24 protein-coding genes are annotated in these 20,556 nt (G+C 69.8%); 17 read left to right on the top strand and 7 right to left on the bottom strand.

The annotated features are described in order from the left end of the window. The first annotated feature begins 42 nt into the window (after positions 1 to 42). The 7 genes from ABD235_RS29970 (at position 43) to ABD235_RS30000 (ending at position 6,532) form a co-directional block, all read left to right on the top strand. Positions 43 to 825 carry a polysaccharide deacetylase family protein gene (locus ABD235_RS29970; RefSeq protein ID WP_344180227.1) on the top strand — a complete coding sequence of 261 codons (783 nt, stop codon included), beginning with the start codon at positions 43 to 45 and terminating at the stop codon, positions 823 to 825. 45 nt (positions 826 to 870) lie between these two features. After that, positions 871 to 2,106 carry a DNA recombination protein RmuC gene (locus tag ABD235_RS29975; protein ID WP_344180229.1) on the top strand — a complete coding sequence of 412 codons (1,236 nt, stop codon included), beginning with the start codon at positions 871 to 873 and terminating at the stop codon, positions 2,104 to 2,106. A 269-nt stretch (positions 2,107 to 2,375) separates the two neighbouring features. Further along, entirely contained in the window at positions 2,376 to 3,563 is a 1,188-nt protein-coding gene (locus ABD235_RS29980; RefSeq protein ID WP_344180231.1) for a glycoside hydrolase family 64 protein, read from the top strand. A gap of 483 nt (positions 3,564 to 4,046) precedes the next feature. After that, positions 4,047 to 4,388, top strand: coding sequence for an ArsR/SmtB family transcription factor (locus ABD235_RS29985; protein WP_344180233.1), 342 nt, complete (start codon positions 4,047 to 4,049; stop codon positions 4,386 to 4,388). After that, positions 4,385 to 5,089 (top strand): SRPBCC domain-containing protein, encoded by a 705-nt coding sequence (locus ABD235_RS29990; RefSeq protein WP_344180235.1) that lies wholly within the window; start codon positions 4,385 to 4,387, stop codon positions 5,087 to 5,089. The genes ABD235_RS29985 and ABD235_RS29990 overlap by 4 nt, the downstream gene beginning before the upstream one ends. 87 nt (positions 5,090 to 5,176) lie before the next feature. Continuing rightward, on the top strand, positions 5,177 to 5,707 hold the full coding sequence (locus tag ABD235_RS29995; protein WP_344180237.1) for a SigE family RNA polymerase sigma factor: 531 nt from the start codon (positions 5,177 to 5,179) through the stop codon (positions 5,705 to 5,707). Positions 5,708 to 5,710: 3 nt separating this feature from the next. Further along, positions 5,711 to 6,532 (top strand): hypothetical protein, encoded by an 822-nt coding sequence (locus ABD235_RS30000; RefSeq protein ID WP_344180239.1) that lies wholly within the window; start codon positions 5,711 to 5,713, stop codon positions 6,530 to 6,532. A 105-nt stretch (positions 6,533 to 6,637) separates the two neighbouring features. On the opposite strand, the gene ABD235_RS30005 is transcribed toward ABD235_RS30000, so the two are convergent. Together ABD235_RS30005 and ABD235_RS30010 are read right to left on the bottom strand one after the other, a co-directional pair. Next, complete coding sequence (locus ABD235_RS30005) at positions 6,638 to 7,666, bottom strand: 4-hydroxy-3-methylbut-2-enyl diphosphate reductase (protein WP_344180241.1); 1,029 nt, start codon at positions 7,664 to 7,666, stop codon at positions 6,638 to 6,640. 158 nt (positions 7,667 to 7,824) lie between these two features. Beyond that, positions 7,825 to 8,220: a dihydrofolate reductase family protein gene (locus ABD235_RS30010; RefSeq protein ID WP_344180243.1), complete on the bottom strand. Its 396-nt coding sequence runs from the start codon at positions 8,218 to 8,220 to the stop codon at positions 7,825 to 7,827. 263 nt (positions 8,221 to 8,483) lie between these two features. Here ABD235_RS30010 and ABD235_RS30015 point away from each other — a divergent pair, with 263 nt between their 5' ends. Continuing rightward, positions 8,484 to 9,029: a TetR/AcrR family transcriptional regulator gene (locus ABD235_RS30015; RefSeq protein WP_344180245.1), complete on the top strand. Its 546-nt coding sequence runs from the start codon at positions 8,484 to 8,486 to the stop codon at positions 9,027 to 9,029. Here ABD235_RS30015 and ABD235_RS30020 read toward each other — a convergent pair. Then, positions 9,009 to 9,506 carry an HAD domain-containing protein gene (locus ABD235_RS30020; RefSeq protein ID WP_344180246.1) on the bottom strand — a complete coding sequence of 166 codons (498 nt, stop codon included), beginning with the start codon at positions 9,504 to 9,506 and terminating at the stop codon, positions 9,009 to 9,011. The two genes, ABD235_RS30015 and ABD235_RS30020, sit on opposite strands and share 21 nt — an antisense overlap. Positions 9,507 to 9,583: 77 nt before the next feature. Here ABD235_RS30020 and xseA point away from each other — a divergent pair, with 77 nt between their 5' ends. Together xseA and ABD235_RS30030 are read left to right on the top strand one after the other, a co-directional pair. Beyond that, positions 9,584 to 10,807: an exodeoxyribonuclease VII large subunit gene (gene xseA / locus ABD235_RS30025; RefSeq protein ID WP_344180248.1), complete on the top strand. Its 1,224-nt coding sequence runs from the start codon at positions 9,584 to 9,586 to the stop codon at positions 10,805 to 10,807. Further along, the gene (locus tag ABD235_RS30030) at positions 10,804 to 11,034 is read left to right on the top strand and encodes an exodeoxyribonuclease VII small subunit (RefSeq protein WP_344180250.1); all 231 of its coding nucleotides are present in this window, start codon (positions 10,804 to 10,806) and stop codon (positions 11,032 to 11,034) included. Before xseA ends, ABD235_RS30030 begins: the two co-directional genes overlap by 4 nt. A 91-nt stretch (positions 11,035 to 11,125) precedes the next feature. Here ABD235_RS30030 and ABD235_RS30035 read toward each other — a convergent pair whose 3' ends face one another. Then, on the bottom strand, positions 11,126 to 11,755 hold the full coding sequence (locus ABD235_RS30035; RefSeq protein WP_344180252.1) for a TetR/AcrR family transcriptional regulator: 630 nt from the start codon (positions 11,753 to 11,755) through the stop codon (positions 11,126 to 11,128). 42 nt (positions 11,756 to 11,797) lie between these two features. Here ABD235_RS30035 and ABD235_RS30040 point away from each other — a divergent pair, with 42 nt between their 5' ends. Further along, complete coding sequence (locus ABD235_RS30040; protein ID WP_344180254.1) at positions 11,798 to 12,511, top strand: flavodoxin family protein; 714 nt, start codon at positions 11,798 to 11,800, stop codon at positions 12,509 to 12,511. After that, a complete protein-coding gene (locus ABD235_RS30045; RefSeq protein ID WP_344180256.1) occupies positions 12,511 to 12,831 on the top strand; it encodes a DMT family transporter in 321 nt (106 codons plus the stop codon). The genes ABD235_RS30040 and ABD235_RS30045 overlap by 1 nt, the downstream gene beginning before the upstream one ends. A gap of 82 nt (positions 12,832 to 12,913) precedes the next feature. On the opposite strand, the gene ABD235_RS30050 is transcribed toward ABD235_RS30045, so the two are convergent. Together ABD235_RS30050 and ABD235_RS30055 are read right to left on the bottom strand one after the other, a co-directional pair. Then, entirely contained in the window at positions 12,914 to 13,570 is a 657-nt protein-coding gene (locus ABD235_RS30050) for a nucleotidyltransferase family protein (RefSeq protein WP_344180258.1), read from the bottom strand. Between the two features lie 153 nt (positions 13,571 to 13,723). Further along, a complete protein-coding gene (locus ABD235_RS30055) occupies positions 13,724 to 14,428 on the bottom strand; it encodes a DUF4245 domain-containing protein (RefSeq protein WP_344180259.1) in 705 nt (234 codons plus the stop codon). Between the two features lie 68 nt (positions 14,429 to 14,496). On the opposite strand from ABD235_RS30055, the gene glpX reads away from it, so the two are divergent. The 4 genes from glpX (at position 14,497) to ABD235_RS30075 (ending at position 17,850) form a co-directional block, all read left to right on the top strand. Beyond that, a complete protein-coding gene (gene glpX, locus ABD235_RS30060) occupies positions 14,497 to 15,531 on the top strand; it encodes a class II fructose-bisphosphatase (protein WP_344180260.1) in 1,035 nt (344 codons plus the stop codon). Next, positions 15,528 to 16,466 (top strand): carbohydrate kinase family protein, encoded by a 939-nt coding sequence (locus ABD235_RS30065; protein ID WP_344180262.1) that lies wholly within the window; start codon positions 15,528 to 15,530, stop codon positions 16,464 to 16,466. The genes glpX and ABD235_RS30065 overlap by 4 nt, the downstream gene beginning before the upstream one ends. A gap of 1 nt (position 16,467) precedes the next feature. Further along, positions 16,468 to 16,971, top strand: coding sequence for a hypothetical protein (locus ABD235_RS30070; RefSeq protein WP_344180264.1), 504 nt, complete (start codon positions 16,468 to 16,470; stop codon positions 16,969 to 16,971). A gap of 66 nt (positions 16,972 to 17,037) precedes the next feature. Continuing rightward, positions 17,038 to 17,850: an ABC transporter ATP-binding protein gene (locus tag ABD235_RS30075; protein WP_344180266.1), complete on the top strand. Its 813-nt coding sequence runs from the start codon at positions 17,038 to 17,040 to the stop codon at positions 17,848 to 17,850. Here the strand turns inward: ABD235_RS30075 and ABD235_RS30080 are convergent. After that, positions 17,836 to 18,543: a DUF1707 SHOCT-like domain-containing protein gene (locus ABD235_RS30080; protein ID WP_344180268.1), complete on the bottom strand. Its 708-nt coding sequence runs from the start codon at positions 18,541 to 18,543 to the stop codon at positions 17,836 to 17,838. The genes ABD235_RS30075 and ABD235_RS30080 overlap by 15 nt on opposite strands. A gap of 190 nt (positions 18,544 to 18,733) precedes the next feature. Here ABD235_RS30080 and ABD235_RS30085 point away from each other — a divergent pair, with 190 nt between their 5' ends. Next, positions 18,734 to 20,398 (top strand): fumarate hydratase, encoded by a 1,665-nt coding sequence (locus ABD235_RS30085; RefSeq protein WP_344180270.1) that lies wholly within the window; start codon positions 18,734 to 18,736, stop codon positions 20,396 to 20,398. Positions 20,399 to 20,556: the final 158 nt, after the last annotated feature.

The following is a 20,556-nucleotide window of genomic DNA, read 5'->3' on the forward strand; positions in this document are numbered from 1 at the left end:
GAGCGAACTGGGGACCATCCGCCTGATCTGCAAGGGAGCATCATGTCCCGAAAGCTTGCTGCCGTCATCGGCACCGCCGCGGCCGCCGCACTCGTTCTCGGCGGGCTCTTCGCCGCCGCACTGGGACATTCCACACCTCCCAACCCCACGGCCGCGGCCGGCAGTACGGCGGGCTCCGTACCGCCGCCGTCGACGCCGACCACGACTCCGACGAGCACTCCGCCGAAGACCCCGGACCACACGCCGGGCACGCCGGTCGCCGACCCGACCGCGGCTCTCGTGGCCGGCAACCAGAAGGTGATCTTCTTCAGCTTCGACGACGGCCCGGACCCGATCTGGACGCCGAAGGTCCTCCAGGTGCTGAAGAAGTACGGCGCCCACGCCACGTTCTTCCAGCTCGGCCGCAACCAGGCCCTGTACCCGGGCCTGCGTGACCAGATCCTTGCCGACGGCAACACCATCGGCAGCCACTCGATCGATCACCCGCAGCTGACCGCGATCTCGGCCGCCCGGCGGCACCACGAGATCTTCGACGGCCCGCAGTCGAAGTGCTTCCGGCCGCCGTACGGCGCCTCGAACCCGAAGGTGCGCGCCGACATCAGGGCCGCCGGGATGGCGCAGGTGCTCTGGGACGTCGACCCGCGGGACTGGGCCAGGCCGGGCACGAACGCGATCGCGCACAACATCCTGACCCACGCCCACCGGCACAACATCGTCCTGATGCACGACGGCGGCGGCGACCGCGCGCAGACCGTCGCGGCCCTGGACAAGGTCCTCCCGCTGCTCAAGGCCCAGGGCTACAGCTTCCCCGCGATGGACTGCTGACCCGCCTGACGGAAATTGTCGGAGGCCTGTGTCACTGTCTGTGCCATGACCGGTACGACGCTGTTGTTGGTGCTGCTGTTCCTCGTCATCGGGTTGTTGCTCGGGGCAGGTTTCGGCGTGCTCTGGTCGCGCGGGCGCGACGGCGCCGAGCTGGCGCGGATCACCGCCGAGCGCGACGCGGCCGAGGACCGGGTGGTCGAGCTGGTACAGGAGCGGACGTCGGTCGGGCAGCAGATGTCCGGCCAGGCGGTCGTCAAGGAGGCGCTGGACCGGCTGCACGTCGAGCTCAGCCAACTGGAGAAGGGCCGCGCGGCCTGGCAGTCCCAGCTCCACCAGCAGGTCAACGAAGTCCGCATGAGCGGTGAGGCGCTCCGGCGGGAGACGGCGTCGCTGTCGACCGCACTGCGGAAGCCGCAGGTCCGCGGCCGCTGGGGCGAGCTGCACCTTCGTCGTACGGTCGAGCTCGCCGGCATGGTGGCGCACTGCGACTTCACCGAGCAGACCTCGACCGTCACCGACGACGGGCTGCTCCGGCCGGACCTCGTCGTGAGGCTTGCCGAGGGCAAGAATCTCGTCGTCGACTCGAAGGTCCCGCTGGCCGCGTTCCTGGAGGCGGCCGAGAGCGACGACGCCGACTTCCGCGAGGAGCGGCTGCGCGCGCACGCGCGACACCTGCGGACGCACGTCGACCAGCTCTCCGCCAAAGCGTACTGGTCCCGCCTGCCGTCGACACCGGAGTTCGTGATCCTGTTCGTGCCCGGCGAGTCGTTCCTGTCCGCCGCGCTCGACGTCGAGCCCAGCCTGCTCGAGTACGCCGCCGAGCGCCGCGTCATCCTGGCGACGCCGACCACGCTGATCGCGACGCTGCGCGCCGCGGCGTACGCGTGGAACCAGTCGGCGCTGACCGAGTCGGCGCAGCAGGTGTTCGAGCTCGGCCGTGAACTGTACGAACGCCTCAGCACGATGGGCGACCATCTCGGCCGGGTCGGCCGCTCGCTCACCTCGGCGGTCGACGCGTACAACCGGACGGTCGGCTCGTTCGAGAGCCGCGTCTTCACGACCGCCCGCAAACTCCGCGACCTGCACGTCACCGAGGCCGAGCTCGAGGCGATGGAAACCATCGAGGCCTCGGTCCGCCCACTGGCCGCCCCCGAGCTCCTCGCCCTCGACGAGCCGCCCTCCGACGACCCGACCCGCCGCTGGGTCCCGACGCCGCCCGTCGACCGCACCCGTCGCGACACTCCGCCACCGCTGCCGGGCCTCGACTCGCAAACCGGCTGATCTCTCTACGGACAGTGACGGTCGGCCAGCACTCCGTACCGAATTAACGAAAGCTGTCTGCGGTTCGGCATTGACATCGTTGGAACGCTGTCCAACGATGAGAGCGCTCTCACCCCCCATTCGATGGTCTACCGTCCCTCATCGGATGGGCCGGGAGCACCGGTGTTTCCACCGTGGTCCGGCGCGGCTGCGCCCTGGTAACGCAACTGCCGTTGGACCGGCCGGTGCCCCCACCTTCTCTCGCACTGGGACAGACCTGAGGAGGAGTTGTGCGCATCAAAACGAAGCTGTTCGCAGTGCTCGCCGCCGCGGCCACCGTCGCGGCCGGGCTCACCGCCGTCATCTCGGCCCCCGCCCAAGCGGTGCCGGCGACCGTGCCGCTGAAGATCACCAACAACTCGGGCCGCGGCGACGCGGTCTACATCTACAACCTGGGCACGAACCTCGCGACCGGTCAGCAGGGCTGGGCCGACGCGAACGGAACGTTCCACGCCTGGCCGGCCGGCGGCAACCCGCCGACCCCGGCGCCGGACGCCTCGATCCCCGGGCCCGGCAACCGCCAGTCGATCACGATCCAGATGCCGAAGTTCTCCGGCCGGGTGTACTTCTCGTACGGCCAGAAGCTGGTCTTCAAACTGACCACCGGCGGCCTGGTCCAGCCCGCGGTGCAGAACCCGAGCGACCCCAACGCCAACATCCTGTTCAACTGGACCGAGTACACGCTGAACGACTCCGGCGTGTGGATCAACAGCACCCAGGTCGACATGTTCTCGGCGCCGTACGCCGTCGGCGTGCAGTCCGCGGCCGGCACGAAGACGACCGGGCACCTGAAGCCCGGCGGGTACAACGCGTTCTTCAACGCGCTGCGCGGCCAGTCCGGCGGCTGGTCGAACCTGATCAAGACCGCGCCCGACGGATCGGTACTGCGGGCGCTCGCGCCGTCGTACGGCGTGGAGACCGGCGCGCTGCCTGGTTCGGTGATGGACGACTACGTGAACCGGGTCTGGTCGAAGTACACCAACGAGACGCTGACCGTCACACCGTTCACCGACCAGCCGAACATCAAGTACTTCGGCCGGGTGTCGGGCAACACCATGAACTTCACCAACACCTCCGGCCAGGTGGTGACGTCGTTCCAGAAGCCGAACTCGGCCAGCATCTTCGGCTGCGCCGGCCTGCTCGACGCCCCGAACGACCTCGTCCGCGGCCCGATCTCCCGCACCCTCTGCGCCGGCTTCAACCGCTCGACGCTGCTGACCAACCCCAACCAGCCGGACGCCAGCAACGCGAACTTCTACCAGGACGGCGTCACCAACCACTACTCCCGCCTCGTCCACGCCCAAATGGCCGACGGCAAGGCCTACGGCTTCGCCTTCGACGACGTCGGCGCCCACGAGTCCCTCGTCCACGACGGCAACCCGACTCAGACGAGCATCACGCTCGACCCCTTCAACTGACCTGAGGCGCCGCCGTCCGGCGCTTCTCCGACCCCCGGGTCCCCCGCAGCTGCCGCGGTGGGGCCCGGGTTCTTGTTGCGCGGGATTGCCGACGCCCACCACTGATCAAGCCCTCAGTTGGCCGTCTGCACTTCCTGTTCCACGTCTGGATCATCCCCAGCCGCCGCTCAGCCGGCCAGGTTGATCAGTGATGGCCGTCGGCCGGCCTCGGGTCGGCGGGCAGAGCGGACACCCACCACTCACCAACTCCCACACCACGAACCCAGCGGCCCACCTGCAGCGTGCCCACGCCCACGCCAGCCCGAGCCGAGCACCTTGGTGAGTGGTGGAGATCCGTCGCTCGCCCCCTCTGACGCCCACGCCCACCCCAAGCCTGGATCACCCCAGCCGCGCTCAGCCGGACACGTTGATCAGCGATGGCGGACGGCCGGCGGCCGGCGTTGGCTCTTGACTAGCTGATTGGTTAGTGGGAGCTTACCGTTCGTGGGGACTTACGGAGTACTGGATGCGGCTTCGCCCGTTCTGGATGCGTTGGGGGATCCGACGCGGCGGGTGATCTTGGAGACGTTGCGGCGGGGTGGACCCAGTTCGGTGGGGGCGTTGGCTGGGCGCGTGCCGGTGAGTCGGCCGGCGATTTCGCAGCATCTGAAGGTGCTTGGTCGGGTTGGGCTGGTCGAGCACGAGGCGCGTGGGACCCGGAACATCTATCGGGTCGATCCGGCAGGGCTGGAGGCCGTGCGGCGGTGGTTGGACCAGTTCTGGGACGAGGCGCTGGGTGCGTTCGCGGAGCACGTACGGCGTACTGAAGGCGAGGGGAAGTCATGAGCATCGAGCAAGGTCTGGCGCCGCTGGTGAAGACCGTGGTGGTGCCGACGACGCCGGAGCGGGCGTTCAAGTTGTTCACGGAGGAACTGGGCAAGTGGTGGCCGCTCGCGACGCACTCGGTGCGCGGCGAGCAGGCGACCGACGTACGGCTCGAGGGTGCGGTGGGTGGGCAGATCGTCGAGTACGACGCCGGCGGGCCGGTCGGTTCGTGGGGCACGGTGTCCGACTGGGATCCGCCGCACACGGTCAGCTTCAGCTGGCACCCGGGCAGTGATCCGAAGCAGGCCGGCCACGTCACGATCCGCTTCACGGCGATTGACGACGGCGCAGGCGGCGGGAGCCAGGGCGGCGGCGAGAGCGGCGCGAGCGGGAGCGGCGCCGGGGGCGGCAGCGACAGTGGCGGGAGCGGCGCGAGCGGGAGCGGCGGCGGCGAGAGCGGCGCGAGCGGGAGCGGCGCCGGGGGCGGCAGCGACAGTGGCGGGAGCGGCGCGAGCGGGAGCGGCGCCGGGGGCAGCGGCGTCAGCGCCGGGAGCGGGAGCGGCGGGAGCAGCGGCGGCGGGAGCGGGAGCTGGGCCGGCAGCACGCTGGTCGAGTTGACGCACACCGGCTGGGAACGCGTGCCGGACGGCGCTCAGGTGCGGGCGAACTACGACACCGGCTGGGCCTTCGTTCTTCGCCGGTTCGAGCAATTCCGGCCGTAACTCAACCTTCTGACCCGCCTCGGTCGTCACAGTGCTGACAAGGTCGGCCCGACAGCCGGCACCGAGGCTGGGGCAGGGGACACCGGGATGGATCCAGGGCTTGACGAGGAGTTCGCCGAGTTCGTGAACGGGCGGTTCACCGCGCTGCAGCGGTTCGGGTACCTGCTCACCGGTGAGTGGCACCTGGCCGAGGATCTGGTGCAGACCTCGTTGACCAAGGTGTGGTTCCACCGCAAGTCGCTGCGCAGCGGCAACGCCCTGGAGAGCTACACCCGCACAGTGATGGTGAACACCAGTACGCAGTGGTGGCGCCGCAAGTGGAAGGGCGAGACCCCGACCGAGACGCTGCCCGAATCGGCCGCGCCGTCGGAGTTCGGCACCATCGACGAGCGTGACCGGCTGCTCCGCGCGCTGGCCACGCTCCCCCGCCGTACTCGAGCGGCCCTGGCGCTGCGATTCTTCGAGGACCTGCCCGACGCCGAGGTCGCGAAGATCATGGGCTGCTCGGTCGGCACGGTGAAGAGCACCGTGTCCCGCGGTCTCGCCAAGCTCCGCGAGCACCATCTGCTCGCCGAGTCCGATCCCCTGACCTCCGCCCCCGCCCGACTGGAGGGCTGACCTATGACCGATGAGCTGAAGGCCAAGTTCCAGGCCCTCGTCAAGGACGCCCCCGAACCGACCGGCCTGCCGAGCGACGCCGTGTTCGCGCGGATCAAGACCGTACGCCGTCGCCGCACCACCGGCCTCGTCGCCGGCCTGGCCACGGCGGCGGTCGCCACGATCGCCCTGGCCGCAGGCAACCTGACCGGCATCGACTCCGCTCCCCCGGTCACCGAAACTCCCGACGGCCCGACCCCGACCGCGATGGTCCCCACCTCGACCCCGACCAGCACTCCGACGGGCCCGAAGTCCTCGATTGCCGTCACCGCTGAGACCCTCGAGCCGGGCAATCAGGAGACCGACACCGGCGAAGGGACCGGCACCCCACCCCCGACCTCGCCGTCGTCCCCGAAGACCGAGACACCGGAAGCCCCCGGGCCGGTGAAGATCAGTCTGTCGCTCACCCCGAAGGTGCAAGGGCTGAAACTCACGGTGACGTACCGCTGGACCGGCTCGCTGCTGACGCCGATCGACAGCTTCTCCGGCAAGACGGCGACGACCGGCAGCAGTCTCCCGGACAACTCGTTCAACTGGGACTACGACTTCGGCGACGGCCGCTACGACCCACCGACCGGCAAGCTCGGTGGTGGACTGACCTGTGAGGGTGCGAACGAGCGGGTGTCAGGAACGTCGACCGGGCAGACCCAGACGCACACATACCTCAAGCCGGGGACCTACACGTTCAGCTACGTGATCACCTACTGCGGACCGAACGGTGAGGTCCCGATGAAGAAGACCCTGAAGGTCAAGATCGACGGCCCGACCAGCTCCGCCACGCCGTAGTCGGCCGTGGACCGGAAAGTACTCCTGATCAGGCCTGATCAGGAGTACGCCGGACTTGGCGACGCGACCTCAGGCGTGGTCCGTGGTCGGACGTGCGACGCGAGCTCAGGCGTGGTCGGAGGTGCCTGTCGTCGCCATGCCGGCGGCTTTGAGGTCGGTGCGGAGTTCGCGGGGAAGGGAGAACACGAGGGTCTCCTCCGCGGTGCTGATTTCCTGGACCTCGCCGTAGCCACGGGCGGCCAGCCAGTCGATGACGTCGCGGACGAGGATCTCGGGGACGCTGGCGCCGCTGGTGACGCCGACCGCGTCGACGCCGTCCAGCCAGGCCTCGTCGATCTCGTCGGCGTAGTCGACCAGGTACCCGGCCTTGGCGCCGTGCTCGACGGCGACCTCGACCAGGCGGACCGAGTTCGACGAGTTGCGGGAGCCGACGACGATCATCAGGTCCGCGTCCGGGGCGAGCTTCTTCACCGCGGCCTGGCGGTTCTGGGTGGCGTAGCAGATGTCGTCGCTCGGCGGGTCCTGCAGCTTCGGGAAGCGCTCGCGCAGCCGGCGTACGGTCTCCATCGTCTCGTCGACCGAGAGCGTGGTCTGGGACAGCCAGACGACCTTCTCCGGGTCGCGGACCTCGACGTTCGGCACGTCGCCCGGACCGTCCACCAAGTGGATGTGCTCCGGCGCCTCGCCGCTGGTGCCGATGACCTCTTCGTGGCCCTCGTGACCGATCAGGAGGATGTCGTAGTCGGTCGCGGCGAACCGCTTCGCCTCGTGGTGCACCTTGGTCACCAGCGGGCAGGTCGCGTCGATCGTCTTGAGCTGCCGCGCGGCCGCCTCCTGGTGCACCACCGGGGCGACGCCGTGCGCGGAGAAGATCACCGTCTCGCCCTCGGGCACCTCGTCGGTCTCGTCGACGAAGATCGCGCCGCGCGCCTGCAGGGTCTGCACGACGTGCTTGTTGTGCACGATCTCCTTGCGCACGTAGACCGGCGGACCGTACAGATCCAGTGCCTTCTCGACCGCGACCACCGCCCGGTCCACGCCGGCGCAGTACCCCCGCGGCGCGGCGAGCAGCACCCGCTTGGTCTTCACGGCTGTCGAACCACTGGTCTCAGGCTGGGCAGTCACGTCCCCCATCGTACGGGGCGAGGCACGGCGGGCCCGACGGCCGTGGCGCAGCTCACCTCGCACCGGCGAAGCAAGGGAGCCGCCCGCCCTGTCCGGGCGGCTCCCCCTAGGAGGTGCTTCACGTCCTAAAGGATGCGGATGCGAAAACCGTTTGCGCAAAGGCATTTTCACTCCTTCCGGTAGGTCAGCACGGCCACGCCGCTCTCGTAGACATGGTGCCCGGCCAGGCGCAGCTTCCGGAGGGCGAATTCATCGCTGTGGAAAAGCTTGATGCCGGCACCGATCACGACCGGATTCACCTTCACCACTAGGCGGTCGATCTCCGGCCAGAGCGTCTCGGCAAGCACCCCGCCGCCGCACAGCCAGATGCCCAGACCGTCCTCCTGCTTGAGTTCCCGGACCTTCTCCAGCGGGTCGCCGGAGACGAAATTTACCGTCGGCACAGGGCTTTGCGTGATCGACCGCGAGAACACGTAGCTCCGTAGGCGCGGGTAAGGGTCCGGCGCACCGGTGTCTCGCCCGAGCTCCCACGTCCGCCGGCCCATCAGCACGGTGTCGAACACCCTGTTCTCGCCGTCGAGCCCGAGCAGCTCCCGTACGGCGCCCGGCACGGTCTCCGGGTACGCCGTGAGCAGCGGCTCCGAGTGGTCCCCCCTGCGACAGGAAGAACCCGCCTGGGCTCACGTCAGTCGGGTCGCCGCCTGACGGGTCCGCCACGAATCCGTCCAGCGTGGACGCCACGAAATAGGTCAGTTCTCGCATGTTCTGCTCCTTACCACTCCAGTCGTAGTACTCTAGGCATAGTGGTTCGAAGGAGACAACCGGAATGCGCAGCAACCCTGAACGCCGTACCGCGCTGATCGACGCCGCGATCGAGGTCCTGGCCGCCGAAGGAGCCCGCGGCCTGACCTTCCGTGCGGTCGACACCGCGGCCGCCGTACCGAACGGCACGGCGTCCAACTACTTCGCCAACCGCGACGACCTGCTCACCCAGGCCGGGCTTCGCATCCACGATCGACTGGGCCCGGACCCGGCCGACTTGGATCAGCCGCCGTCAGCCGAGTTCCTGACCGCGCTGCTCCAACTGCTCCGCCACCGACTGAACGCCGACCGGACCGGCTACCTGGCGCTGCTGGAGCTCCGCCTGGAAGCCACCCGCCGGCCGGCTCTCCAGCAAGCCCTCACCGAGCGGGTGCGCGCGAACCTGGAGGAGAACATGGCACTCCACGAAGCACATGGACTTCCCGGCGATCCGCTGGTGCTCTACTGCGCGGTCGGCGGGCTGATGCTCGAGCAGTTGACGCTCCCGGGCGTGCTGTCCGACGGAGCGCTGGAGCACGTCGTACGCGGTCTACTCAACCCACGCACGTAGTACGGCGAAGTCTTCCGCACCGAGTCCGTGGCTCGCGTCGACGCGGTGCACCAGATGCCGCCCGAGGCCGCCGATCGCCCGCAGGTGAGCCCGGTCGAACCGGTTGACCTCGTCGTCCATCCAGACGAACGGTCGCGCGCCGACCCACTCGGCGACGTACCGGGTCTTCCACGAGCTGGGCTTCCGGCGGGGCGCCGAGCGGGCGTCGGCGGGCCAGCTGATCACCGGGAGGTCCGGCAGGCCCAGGCGGGGTGCGATCAGGCGGTTGGCGCCGTGTTCCCAGGTGGTGGCCCAGACCAGCTCGTACGACGTGGCGAGGGCGTTCAGCTCGACGCCGTGCTGCTGACTGAGCAGCAAGGTCCACGTCTTCTCGCCCTCGTGGATGTCGTGCAGCGCGTAGCCCGGCGGGATCGTCTTCGCGCGGTACGGGTTGAGGGGACCGTCGACGTCGAGCAGCAGGTACGGGCGGTCGCGCATCCGTGAACGGTACGGCGTACGGGCTGCCTGTGGACGGGGTGCGTGGGATTGTCGGCGGTGGGCCGTAGGGTCTGGGAATGGCATTGGAGACCTCGCCGGACGCGCCGGCTGCTGTGCGGACGATCGCGAACGGCATCGCGAGCTGGATCAACCAGCTCGGCGCCGTTTGGGTCGAAGGGCAGCTGACGGACGTCTCGATCGGGCGCGGGACGACGACCGTGTTCGGCACGCTGCGCGACACCGACGCGGACATCTCGTTGCGTTTCACCTGCAACCGCAGGGTTTTCGAGGCTGTCGACCCGCCGGTCACCGACGGTTCGCGGGTGGTCGTGAACGCCAAGCCGAACTTCTTCGCCCGGCGTGGCACGCTCGCGCTGGCGGTCAGCGAGATCCGGCACGTCGGCATCGGCGAGCTGCTGGCGCGGATCGAGCGCCTCAAGCAACTACTTGGCGCGGAAGGCTTGTTCGCGGCGCACCGCAAGAAGCGGTTGCCGTTCCTGCCGCACACCATCGGGCTGATCTGCGGGCGCGACTCGGCCGCCGAGCGTGACGTCCTGGAGAACGCGAAGCGCCGCTGGCCGGCCGTCGCGTTCCGGGTCGAGCACGCCTCGGTGCAAGGGCCGGCCGCGGCCGGGGAGGTGATGACGGCGCTGCGCAAGCTCGACGCGGACGAGTCGGTCGAGGTGATCGTGATCGCGCGCGGCGGCGGTTCGCTGGAGGACCTGCTGCCGTTCTCCGACGAGGGCCTGATCCGCGCGGTCTCCCAGGCGAAGACGCCGGTGGTCAGCGCGATCGGGCACGAGCCGGATTCGCCGCTGCTCGACCTGGTCGCCGACCTGCGCGCGTCGACGCCGACCGATGCGGCGAAGCGCATCGTTCCCGACGTACGGGAAGAGCTGGACGGCGTACGGCTGCTTCGTGATCGCGGGCTGCGAGCGATCACGAGCTGGCTCGATCGTGAGGCGCACGCGCTCGCGGCGATCCGGAGCCGGCCCGCATTGGCCTCCCCCGCGACCGATCTCCAGCGGCGCTCGGAGGAGATCGCCGCGTTGGTCGATCGCAACCGCCGTACGCTGCTGCACCGGCTGGACCGGGCGAGCGACGACCTGGCGCATCGCCTGGCGAGCGTGCGCGCCCTGTCCCCGAAGGCGACGCTCGAGCGCGGGTACTCCGTGCTCCAGCTCGCCGACGGCACCGCAGTCCGCCAGCTCGACCAGGTCACCCCGGGCGACACCCTGCACGCCCGCGTGACCGACGGGCGATTCGACGTCGAAGTCACCAGCAAGGAGACCAGCAAGTGAGCGACCCCCGACCGGACATCTCCTACGAGCAGGCCCGCGAGGAACTGGTCGAGGTCGTCCGCAAACTCGAAGCCGGCGGCACGACGCTCGAGGAGTCCCTCGCGCTGTGGGAGCGCGGCGAAGAACTGGCGACTACGTGTCACCAGTGGCTCGAGGGTGCCCGCACCCGCCTGGCCGAGGCGCAGGCCGCCCACACGACGACGGACGACAAGAAGAAGTCCGACTGACAGATGCAGGTTCGCGCGGCAGGTCCAGGTGACCTGCTGGGTGCTGCGGAAGCTCGCATCGCCGATCGGCTTGGGCCTGAGGTTCTGTTCTTCACGCGCGCCTGAAGAGCAGTTGCACGACCGACGTCAGGCCGGCGCGCATTCGGTCGAGGTCGAATCCTTCGGTGCGTAAGGCCTGGTGGAGGTCTGCCGCCAGCGGGGCCAGTACGGCGTGCGCGACGTACGCGGCGTCCAGCTCCGGCCGCGCTTCCTCCACCAGCACCACCACGTGCCGGTGCCACAGCCAGTACGAACCGATGCGGTAGCGGGCGCCGTCGGAGGCGTTCTCGCTGTCGATGAACAGCTCGACGTGCCGGTCGAGCAGCTCCAGGTAGGCGTCGACGAACGCGGTCAGCCGGTCGGCCGCCGGCGCGCCCGGGCCCAGCGGCGGCGGGCCGGTGAGGATCCGCTCCTGCAGTTCGCGTTCGCGCTCGTCGAGGAGTGCGACCGCCAAACCCGCGCGGTCGCCGAAGCGGCGGAAGACGGTGCCCTTGCCGACGCCGGCCTCGGCGGCGATCGCGTCGAGCGACACGTTCGTCACACCCTGCTCGGCGAACAAGCGGTCGGCGGCCTCCAGCACCTTCAGCCGGTTGCGGCGTGCATCGGCGCGTTCCGGGCGTGGTTCGCCGAGGACCGGAAGATCTCGTTGTGAAACGGACCGTGGTCCGCTACTGTCGTCCATAAGACGGACTGTAGTCCGATTATCCGCCAGGAGGTAGCACCCATGCCCGCAACACCCACCGCCCACGAGCCCGAGCAGGTCCCCGCCGGCCAGCCCAGCGCCGCCGAACTTCAGCCCGGCCAGCCCGTGCCCACACGCGCACCCCAGCCCCAGCCCGACTCCTCCGGCACCGCCCGGATCGCCATCGCGTACCACTCCGGCTACGGCCACACCGCACGCCAGGCCGAAGCCGTCGCAGCCGGCGCCGACGCCGTACCAGGCGCGACCGCCGACCTCGTCTCCCTCGACGAGCTCACCGACGACGTCTGGGCTCGCCTCAAAGCCGCGGACGCGATCATCTTCGGCGCGCCCACCTACATGGGCAGCCCGAGCGCCGTCTTCAAGGCGTTCGCCGAGGCCAGCGCCGATGTCTGGGCCGACAATCTCGGCTGGCGCGACAAGATCGCCGCAGGTTTCACCAACTCCAAGGCGATGTCCGGCGACAAGCTCAACAGCCTGGTCGACTTCGCCGTACTGGCCGCTCAGCACGGCATGATCTGGGTCGGCCTCGACATCTACCCCGGCTGGGCCGAGTCGACCGCCAGCATCGAGGACCTCAACCGGCTCGGCAGCTGGCTCGGTGCGATGGCGCAGTCCGACGCCGATCTGTCCGCCGAGAAGGCCCCGCCGGAGACCGATCTCCGGACCGCCGCCGCGCTGGGCAGCCGGGTCGCGACCGTCACCCTTCGCCACCTGCGTGGCTCGCTGGCCGCGTGATGGCGTGGATCATCCTGCTGGCCGCGGCGGCCTTCGAGATCGCGTTCGCCCTCAGCCTCAAACCCAGCGAGGGCTTCAGCCGCCTCTGGCCGACGCTCGCCGTCCTGGTCTTCGGCATCACGTCGGTGGTCCTGCTGGCCAAGACCCTCGACCGCCTCCCGGTCGGTACGGCGTACGCGGTGTGGACCGGGATCGGCTCGGTCGGCGTGGTGACGCTCGGCATCGTCCTGTTCCACGAGCCGCTCACCCCGGTCCGCCTGGCCTGCATCGCGCTGATCGTCGCGGGCGTCCTCGGCCTGCGCCTGTCCGGCAGCCACTGACCAGGCTCGAGCTTCAGCGTCGCGTACGGCGCCTCGCCGGGCTCGCTCTCGCCGGCCGAAGCAGCGAAGGACGCAACCCCCGCTAGTTGTTCGTGCGGGTGTGACTCGGGCGCCGCGAACGCGTGGGGACGGCGGCCGGCGGAATCAGCGGCTCGGCCGAGGCCGCGGTGTAGTGACCGACCAGGGACTGGTAGTCGTCCCAGGTGTCGACCGGCCGCGGAACGTTGCCCAGGGCATCCACATCGGTGACCGGGTGCGGCCCGGTCTCGATCAGCGGCCACAGGTCCTGGTCGCTGCGCAGGGACCGGAGCGAGCCGAAGGTCTCGCGGCCGAACCAGCACGGGTACCCGCGGCCGTCGTCGTACCGGGTGACGCCGATCGGCGTGGCGGCCTCGGCGACCAGCGACCAGACGGCGGCCGCGGTCACGCCCGGCTGGTCGCCGCGCAGGACCACCAGCCCGTCGGTACGGCGGTCTACCGCATCCAGCGCGGGCACGATGGACGAGCTTCCGGTGTCGGCGTGAGGAGTGTCCACAACGCGGACGCCGTCCAGGTCGATGCGGTCGCGGATCTGGTCGGCCGCCGTACCGAGCGTCACCACGAGCTGGTCGAACCCGCAGTCCCGCGCGGTGTCGAGTGCGGCACCGAGCAGCGTTTCACCGCGGTAGGCCAGCAGCTGCCGGGGAACGCCGAGCCGTGGCGATCCTTCGGCAGCCAGCACGAGTCCGGTGACGAACATGCGGCATCAACCCCCGACCTGGACCGTGAGGTTCACACCAGGCTCCTTCGCCGAATCCCGATCCACGATCGAACCGCGAAGGCGAACATCCTGTCAACAGCTGCACAACTTCCAACCCTGCAAGGGTTTTCGTGCTCACCTGAGCACACCGCGTCAGCGCAGCGTTGCAGCGAACGTTTCAAGCGCGGGGTATCCGGCGTTGCCCGTCACGATCGTGGTGACGCCGGAACCGATCAGCACCAGCGCGTGCTCGTCCTTGCGGTCGAGCAGCGTCTTGCGCTGCCAGACCACGCCACCGATCGTCGAGGTGCCGTCGTCCTCGGTCTTGCCGAGCTCGTCGTTCTGGTACCGCGGGCTGGTCTGGTTGGACTGCTCCAGGCCGACGTACTTCTTCTCGGTGGTGACCGTGCCGAGGTGCCAGGTGATCGGGCTCTGCTCCGGCGCGCGGAACTCGACGTTGGTCGCCGTCCAGCCGGCCGGCATCGGTTCGGGTCCGCGGATCCAGGAGGCGACCTTGCGGGCGTCCGCCAGCTGCGCGGTGTACTCGACCGCGCGAACCTTCTCCTCCTTCGGCCGCCAGGTCACGATCATCAGGAACGCGACCACGACGAACGTCGCCAGCAACGCCCAGAACATGTTGGTCAGCGTCCGGGCCTTGGCGCGGTTCGCCCGGTCCTGGGTCCGGAACGCGATCGCCTCGGCCCGTGCCCGGGCACGCTCGCGGTCCGCCGGGCTCAGGTCTCCGGCCTCCGTCGTACGCCGGTCCGCCGGGTCGGCCGGGGCGTCGATCGGCTGCTGGGAAGCGTTCTCCTCCGCGTTCGTCGCGGGGTGCGTCGGCTCGTGACCTGTCGGGCTCATGGCACCAGTGTCTCGCGCGGCCGATCTCGCCCGATCACCCCCATCGGGCGTTGGCTACGATCCGTGGCATGAGCGACCCCAGCACACCACCCGCCCATCTCGAGGTCGACGAGCACGCCCCCGACCGGAACCTGGCTCTGGAGCTGGTCCGCGTCACCGAGGCCGCCGCGATGGCGGCCGGCCGGTGGGTCGGCCGGGGCGACAAGAACGGCGCCGACGGCGCCGCGGTGAACGCGATGCGCACGCTGATCGGCACCGTCGGGATGAACGGCGTCGTGGTGATCGGCGAGGGCGAGAAGGACAACGCCCCGATGCTCTACAACGGCGAGCAGGTCGGCGCCGGCGACGGGCCCGAGTGCGACGTTGCCGTCGACCCGGTCGACGGTACGACGCTGGTCGCCAAGGGCATGGCCAACGGCATCGCCGTGATGGCGGTCTCGCCGCGCAACACCATGTACGACCCGTCCGCGGTCTTCTACATGGAGAAGCTGGTGGTCGGCCCGGAGGCGGCCGACCACGTCGACATCCGGCTCCCGGTCGCGGAGAACATCCGCCGGGTCGCCAAGGCGAAGGGCTCCAGCGTCGACGACGTCACCGTCGTACTGCTCGACCGGCCGCGGCACGAGGAGCTGGCCGCCGAGATCCGCGCCACCGGCGCCCGGATCAAGTTCATCAGCGACGGCGACGTGGCCGGCGCGGTCGAGGCGGCCCGTCCGGACACCGGTCTGGACATGCTGATCGGCATCGGCGGTACGCCGGAGGGCATCATCGCGGCCTGCGCGATGAAGTGCCTCGGCGGTCTGATCCAGGGCCGGCTCTGGCCGCGCGACGACGCCGAGCGGCAGAAGGCGCTCGACGCCGGGCACGACCTCGACCGCGTGCTGAGCACCGACGACCTGGTCGGCGGCGACGACTGCTTCTTCGTCGCGACCGGCATCACCGACGGCGAGCTGCTGCGCGGCGTCCGGTACGGCGGCTCGACCGCCCGCACGCACTCGCTGGTGATGCGCTCCCGCAGCGGCACGATCCGCAGCATCGAGAGCGTGCACCAGCTCGAGAAGCTGCGCGCCTACAGCGCCATCGACTTCGAGCACGCCCGATGACCGCACCGGTTCTCGTCATCGGCGAGGCACTTGTCGACATCGTCAGCAACGGCAAGCCCCGGAACGGCAAGAACGGCAGCAAGGCCACGCCCGGCGGGTCGCCCGCGAACGTGGCCGTCGGCCTGGCTCGTCTCGGGGTGTCGACCGAGTTGGTGACGCGCTTCGGAACCGACCCGTACGGCGATCAGCTCGGCGCGCACCTGTTCGGGAACGGCGTGCAGCTGGCGCCGGGCTCGGTGGAGCCGGGCTTCCGGACCAGTACGGCGACGGCGACGCTCGACGCGGCGGGCGTCGCGAAGTACCAGTTCGACATCAGCTGGGAGCCGCCGGCGCTGACCCTCAACCGGGGCTGCCCGGCCGTGCACACCGGCTCGATCGCGACCGTGCTGGAACCGGGCGCCGACGCGATCCGGAAGTTCCTGTCCGAGCTGGCGGACAAGCCCGTCACGGTTACCCTCGACCCGAACGCGCGCCCGACGATCACACCCGACCCCGTGTCCACCTGGGCCGCCGTACGGGCGCTGGCCGGGATGTCGGACCTGGTGAAGCTGAGCGACGAGGACTGCGAGTTCCTGCGGGCCGGGTCGACGCCGGACGAGATCGCCGCCGAGCTGCTGTCGGTGGACCGGACCAAGTGCGTGGTGATCACCCGCGGCGGCGACGGCGCGATCGGCGTCACCCGGACCGGCCGCGTCGAGGTGGCCGCGCCGGCGATCGACGTGGTCGACACGGTCGGTGCCGGCGACTCGTTCATGTCCGCGCTGATCGCCGGGCTGCAGGCGCGCGGTCTGCTCGGTGCGACCCGGCTGGAAGGGCTGGACGAGGAGGCGCTGCACGCGGTCGTCGACTACGCGGTGAAGGCCGCTGCCATCACCTGCACCCGGCACGGCGCCGACCCGCCCACTGCGGCCGAGCACACGTCGTACTGGAGCTGACATGGCGGCTGACCTGGGGGCAGCGGCGGCCGGTTGGTCGGCTGAGCTGGCTGCGGCCGGGCGCGTGGTCTTCCCGCCCCGGCGCAGGCGGTTGCTGCTCCGGCTGGCGCTGTTCGCGCTGCTGATGCTGAGCTCGCTTTGGTCGAACATCGACCACCTGCGCGAGGACGACGTCTCCGGGACCCTCGGCATCCTGCGCGTCACCGCGCTGCTGGCCTTCGTGTACGGCGTGGGCCTGACGGCCTGGCAGCTCGTGACCGGGCGTCCGGAAGTCACCGTCGACTCCCGCGGCGTCCAGCTCGGCCGCTCGGACCGTGGGCTGATTCCCTGGCACCAGATCAGCCGCATCAACGACCCGACCGGCATCCCCGGCCTGCGCACGGTCCAGATCCATGCCTCCGGCACCCGATCCGGCGCCATCGGCATCCCGCAGGACAACGTCGAGAACCTGACCGAGCTCTCCACCTGGCTCCGCGACGTCCACGCCGACAAGCTGACGCCCTGACGCTCACGTCCCAGCAGGTGAACCCCTCAGCTTGTCTGAGGAGTTGGGGTTGGTACGGTCGGGAGCGTGCCCACTGATCGCCTGCCGTTGCCCGTGCTCGACCTCCGCGACGTGACGCTGATGCGGGACGGGAAACCGTTGCTGCAGGACGTTTCGCTGACCGTGCGGGAAGGTGAGCGGTGGGCGCTGCTCGGGGCGAACGGCGCGGGGAAGAGCACGTTGCTCAAGCTGGCCGGCGCGACGGCTCATCCGACGCGCGGGACCGTCGAGGTGCTCGGCCGCCGGCTGGGGACGGTCGACATCCGGGAGCTGCGCGAGTCGATCGGGCACGTGGATCCGCGGCACCCGTTGCGGTCGCCGCTGACCATCGAGCAGGTCGTCCTGACCGGCATCACCGGGACGATCGAGCTGATGCCACGCTGGCTGCCGACCGCCGAGCAGCAGGCGCGGGTGGACGAGTTGGTCGAGCTGCTGGGCATCGCGGGCCGTGCCCGCGACCCGTGGACCACTTTGTCGCAGGGCGAACGCGGTCGCGCCCTGATCGCCCGGGCGATGGTCGCCGATCCTCGCCTGCTCCTGCTGGACGAGCCGTCGACCGGCCTGGACGTCGCGGCCCGCGAGCAGCTGCTGGACACGATCGACGTCGTCCACGGTTCACAGCCGACGCTGTCGTCGGTCCTGGTGACGCACCACCTGGAGGAGCTGCCGTCCTCCACCACCCACGCGGCCCTGCTCCGCGGCGGCCGGGTTCAGGCCGCCGGCCTGGCGTCCGACGTACTGACGTCGGAGCTGGTGTCGGAGTGCTTCGATCATCCGATCCAGATCCACCGGACCGGCGACCGCTGGGCGGCTCACTCCGGCCGATTAGTGCAGGCGTAGCCGCTTGCTGAGGCGCGGCCCGCGCTTGATCTTGATCTCGCCGAGGATCGCGGTGCCGCGGATGTGGAAGGTCTTCGGGGGCGCGGTGCTCGGCTCGACGACGCCGCCGAAGCCGGCCTCCTGCTCGCTGACCGAGCCGAGGATCGGGTTGCTGTCCAGGTGCACGATCGCGTTCTGCGGGACGCGGATCTTCACGTCGGCCAGGATCGACTTCACGTCGATGTACATCACGTCGTGCGCCATCTGCGCCTCGGTGAAGTCGAGCGTGACGTCGCCGAGGACCGCGTTGACCTCCTGACGCTGCGGCGCGATCCAGGCGCCGGTCCTCTTCGAGTCCGACAGGAAGACGTTGATCACCGGCACGGTCTCGCCGTTGTGCTGCGGGGTGTACGACGGCTGCGCGGCGTACTGCGGTGTCGCCGACTGCGCCTGCGGCGGGACCAGCCCGTTCGGCAGGTCGGTGGTCAGCTGCACCAGCTCGCCGTACGTCTTCGCGCCGTACACGCCCTCGAGCCGGTCCTCCAGCTCGGCGTAGCTCAAGCGCCCCTCGCCGGCCGACTCGCGGAGCAGCTCGGCGACGTTCTCACGCTCCAGATCGGACACCCGGCGGCGCAACGCCAACTCGTCCCCGGTCGGCTGCACCGGCGCCGGCGTGTCCTGCGGGCGGTCCTGGGGTCCCTCTTGCTCAGCCACAGGAAAAGATTACGCGCGGACCAGTTCGCGCGGACAGGAGTTACATCCCCGATCCAACCCTGACCCGACCCCTGAGCTGTGCTTTCGGCCCCACCCGCGGCCCCACGTGGTCGAGCCCGGCGCTGCAGGGCACGACCGACGGCTCTAGGCTTGGTGGGATCTCAGACCACCTGCCAGGAGGTACGCCCGCGTGTCCGCCGATTTCAGCTACTCCGACCTGCTCCCGCTCGGCCAGGACGACACGGAGTACCGGCTTCTCACCACCGACGGAGTCAGCACCTTCACCGCCGGCGACCGCACCTTCCTGCAGGTCGACCCGGCGGTGCTGCAACAGCTCACCGCCGAGGCGATGCACGACATCTCGCACTACCTGCGCACCGCGCACCTCAGCCAGCTGCGCCGGATCATCGACGACCCGGAGGCGTCCGGCAACGACCGGTTCGTCGCGCTCGACCTGCTGAAGAACGCGAACATCTCGGCCGGCGGCGTGCTGCCGATGTGCCAGGACACCGGTACGGCGATCGTGATGGGCAAGAAGTCCGAAGGTGTGCTGACCGGCGCGGTCGACGAGGAGTGGATCAGCCGGGGCGTGTACGACGCCTACACCAAGCTCAACCTGCGCTACTCGCAGATGGCGCCGCTGACCATGTGGGACGAGAAGAACACCGGCTCGAACCTGCCCGCGCAGATCGAGCTGTACTCGACGCCGGGCACGACGGACCCGGCGTACAAGTTCTTGTTCATGGCCAAGGGCGGCGGCTCGGCGAACAAGTCGTTCCTGTTCCAGGAGACCAAGGCGGTGCTCAACCCGGACGGGATGATGAAGTTCCTGGACGAGAAGATCCGCTCGCTCGGGACCGCGGCCTGCCCGCCGTACCACCTGGCGATCGTCGTCGGCGGGACCTCGGCCGAGTACGCGCTGAAGACCGCGAAGTACGCCTCGGCGCACTACCTGGACGCGCTGCCGACGACCGGATCGCCGCTCGGGCACGGGTTCCGCGACGTCGAGCTGGAGGAGAAGGTCTTCGAGCTCACCCAGCAGTTCGGGATCGGCGCGCAGTTCGGCGGCAAGTACTTCTGCCACGACGTCCGGGTGATCCGGCTGCCGCGGCACGGCGCGTCCTGCCCCGTCGCGATCGCCGTCTCCTGCTCGGCCGACCGGCAGGCGCTGGCCAAGATCACGCCGGAAGGCGTGTTCTTGGAGCAGCTCGAGCGGGACCCGGCGCGGTTCCTGCCGGACACCACCGACGAGCACCTGGACGACACCGCGGACGTCGTACGGATCGACCTGAACCGGCCGATGAGCGAGATCCGCGCCGAGCTGTCGAAGCTGCCGGTGAAGACGCGGTTGTCGCTGAACGGGCCGCTCGTCGTGGCGCGCGACATCGCGCACGCGAAGATCAAGGAGCGCCTGGACGCGGGCGAGCCGATGCCGTCGTACCTGCGGGACCACGCCGTGTACTACGCCGGGCCGGCCAAGACGCCGGAGGGCTACGCGTCGGGGTCGTTCGGGCCGACGACGGCGGGGCGGATGGACGCGTACGTCGACCAGTTCCAGGCGGCCGGCGGATCGTTCGTGATGCTTGCCAAGGGCAACCGGTCGGCGAAGGTCACCGCTGCCTGCAAGGAGCACGGCGGGTTCTACCTCGGCTCGATCGGCGGCCCCGCGGCCCGGCTCGCGCAGGACTGCATCAAGTCCGTCGACGTGATCGAGTACGCCGAGCTCGGGATGGAAGCGGTCTGGAAGATCGAGGTCGAGGACTTCCCGGCCTTCGTCGTGGTCGACGACAAGGGCAACGACTTCTTCACCGAAACCGCCAAGCCGGTCCCCCTGACGGTCCGCCCGCGGAGTTGAACTCGGGTCCGGATGCCGGCAGTCGGCGTACGGGCCGGCTGGATCGCCGGGGATTAAATCGGTGGCCGATGGAACAGCTCGGGGCTAGTGTCGCTGGTGACCGTTCGGATCGAGGAGGTGAGCCCTGTGAACGCTTTGCGCGTGGGTGCTCCCCGCTT

The sequence above is a fragment of the Kribbella lupini genome, assembly GCF_039529595.1.
Classification (GTDB): Bacteria; Actinomycetota; Actinomycetes; order Propionibacteriales; family Kribbellaceae; genus Kribbella; species Kribbella lupini.

Excerpts from the sequence above, each read along its gene's own strand:
- ABD235_RS30050 (WP_344180258.1), bottom strand. The coding sequence starts at position 13,570 with ATGTTCGTCACCGGACTCGTGCTGGCTGCCGAAGGATCGCCACGGCTC.
- ABD235_RS30020 (WP_344180246.1), bottom strand. The coding sequence starts at position 9,506 with ATGCGCGACCGCCCGTACCTGCTGCTCGACGTCGACGGTCCCCTCAAC.
- ABD235_RS30065 (WP_344180262.1), top strand. The coding sequence starts at position 15,528 with ATGACCGCACCGGTTCTCGTCATCGGCGAGGCACTTGTCGACATCGTC.
- ABD235_RS30055 (WP_344180259.1), bottom strand. The coding sequence starts at position 14,428 with ATGAGCCCGACAGGTCACGAGCCGACGCACCCCGCGACGAACGCGGAG.
- ABD235_RS29990 (WP_344180235.1), top strand. The coding sequence starts at position 4,385 with ATGAGCATCGAGCAAGGTCTGGCGCCGCTGGTGAAGACCGTGGTGGTG.
- ABD235_RS30005 (WP_344180241.1), bottom strand. The coding sequence starts at position 7,666 with ATGGGGGACGTGACTGCCCAGCCTGAGACCAGTGGTTCGACAGCCGTG.
- xseA (WP_344180248.1), top strand. The coding sequence starts at position 9,584 with ATGGCATTGGAGACCTCGCCGGACGCGCCGGCTGCTGTGCGGACGATC.
- ABD235_RS29975 (WP_344180229.1), top strand. The coding sequence starts at position 871 with ATGACCGGTACGACGCTGTTGTTGGTGCTGCTGTTCCTCGTCATCGGG.
- ABD235_RS30000 (WP_344180239.1), top strand. The coding sequence starts at position 5,711 with ATGACCGATGAGCTGAAGGCCAAGTTCCAGGCCCTCGTCAAGGACGCC.
- ABD235_RS29995 (WP_344180237.1), top strand. The coding sequence starts at position 5,177 with ATGGATCCAGGGCTTGACGAGGAGTTCGCCGAGTTCGTGAACGGGCGG.
- ABD235_RS29970 (WP_344180227.1), top strand. The coding sequence starts at position 43 with ATGTCCCGAAAGCTTGCTGCCGTCATCGGCACCGCCGCGGCCGCCGCA.
- glpX (WP_344180260.1), top strand. The coding sequence starts at position 14,497 with ATGAGCGACCCCAGCACACCACCCGCCCATCTCGAGGTCGACGAGCAC.
- ABD235_RS30015 (WP_344180245.1), top strand. The coding sequence starts at position 8,484 with ATGCGCAGCAACCCTGAACGCCGTACCGCGCTGATCGACGCCGCGATC.
- ABD235_RS30035 (WP_344180252.1), bottom strand. The coding sequence starts at position 11,755 with ATGGACGACAGTAGCGGACCACGGTCCGTTTCACAACGAGATCTTCCG.
- ABD235_RS30070 (WP_344180264.1), top strand. The coding sequence starts at position 16,468 with ATGGCGGCTGACCTGGGGGCAGCGGCGGCCGGTTGGTCGGCTGAGCTG.
- ABD235_RS30040 (WP_344180254.1), top strand. The coding sequence starts at position 11,798 with ATGCCCGCAACACCCACCGCCCACGAGCCCGAGCAGGTCCCCGCCGGC.
- ABD235_RS30045 (WP_344180256.1), top strand. The coding sequence starts at position 12,511 with ATGGCGTGGATCATCCTGCTGGCCGCGGCGGCCTTCGAGATCGCGTTC.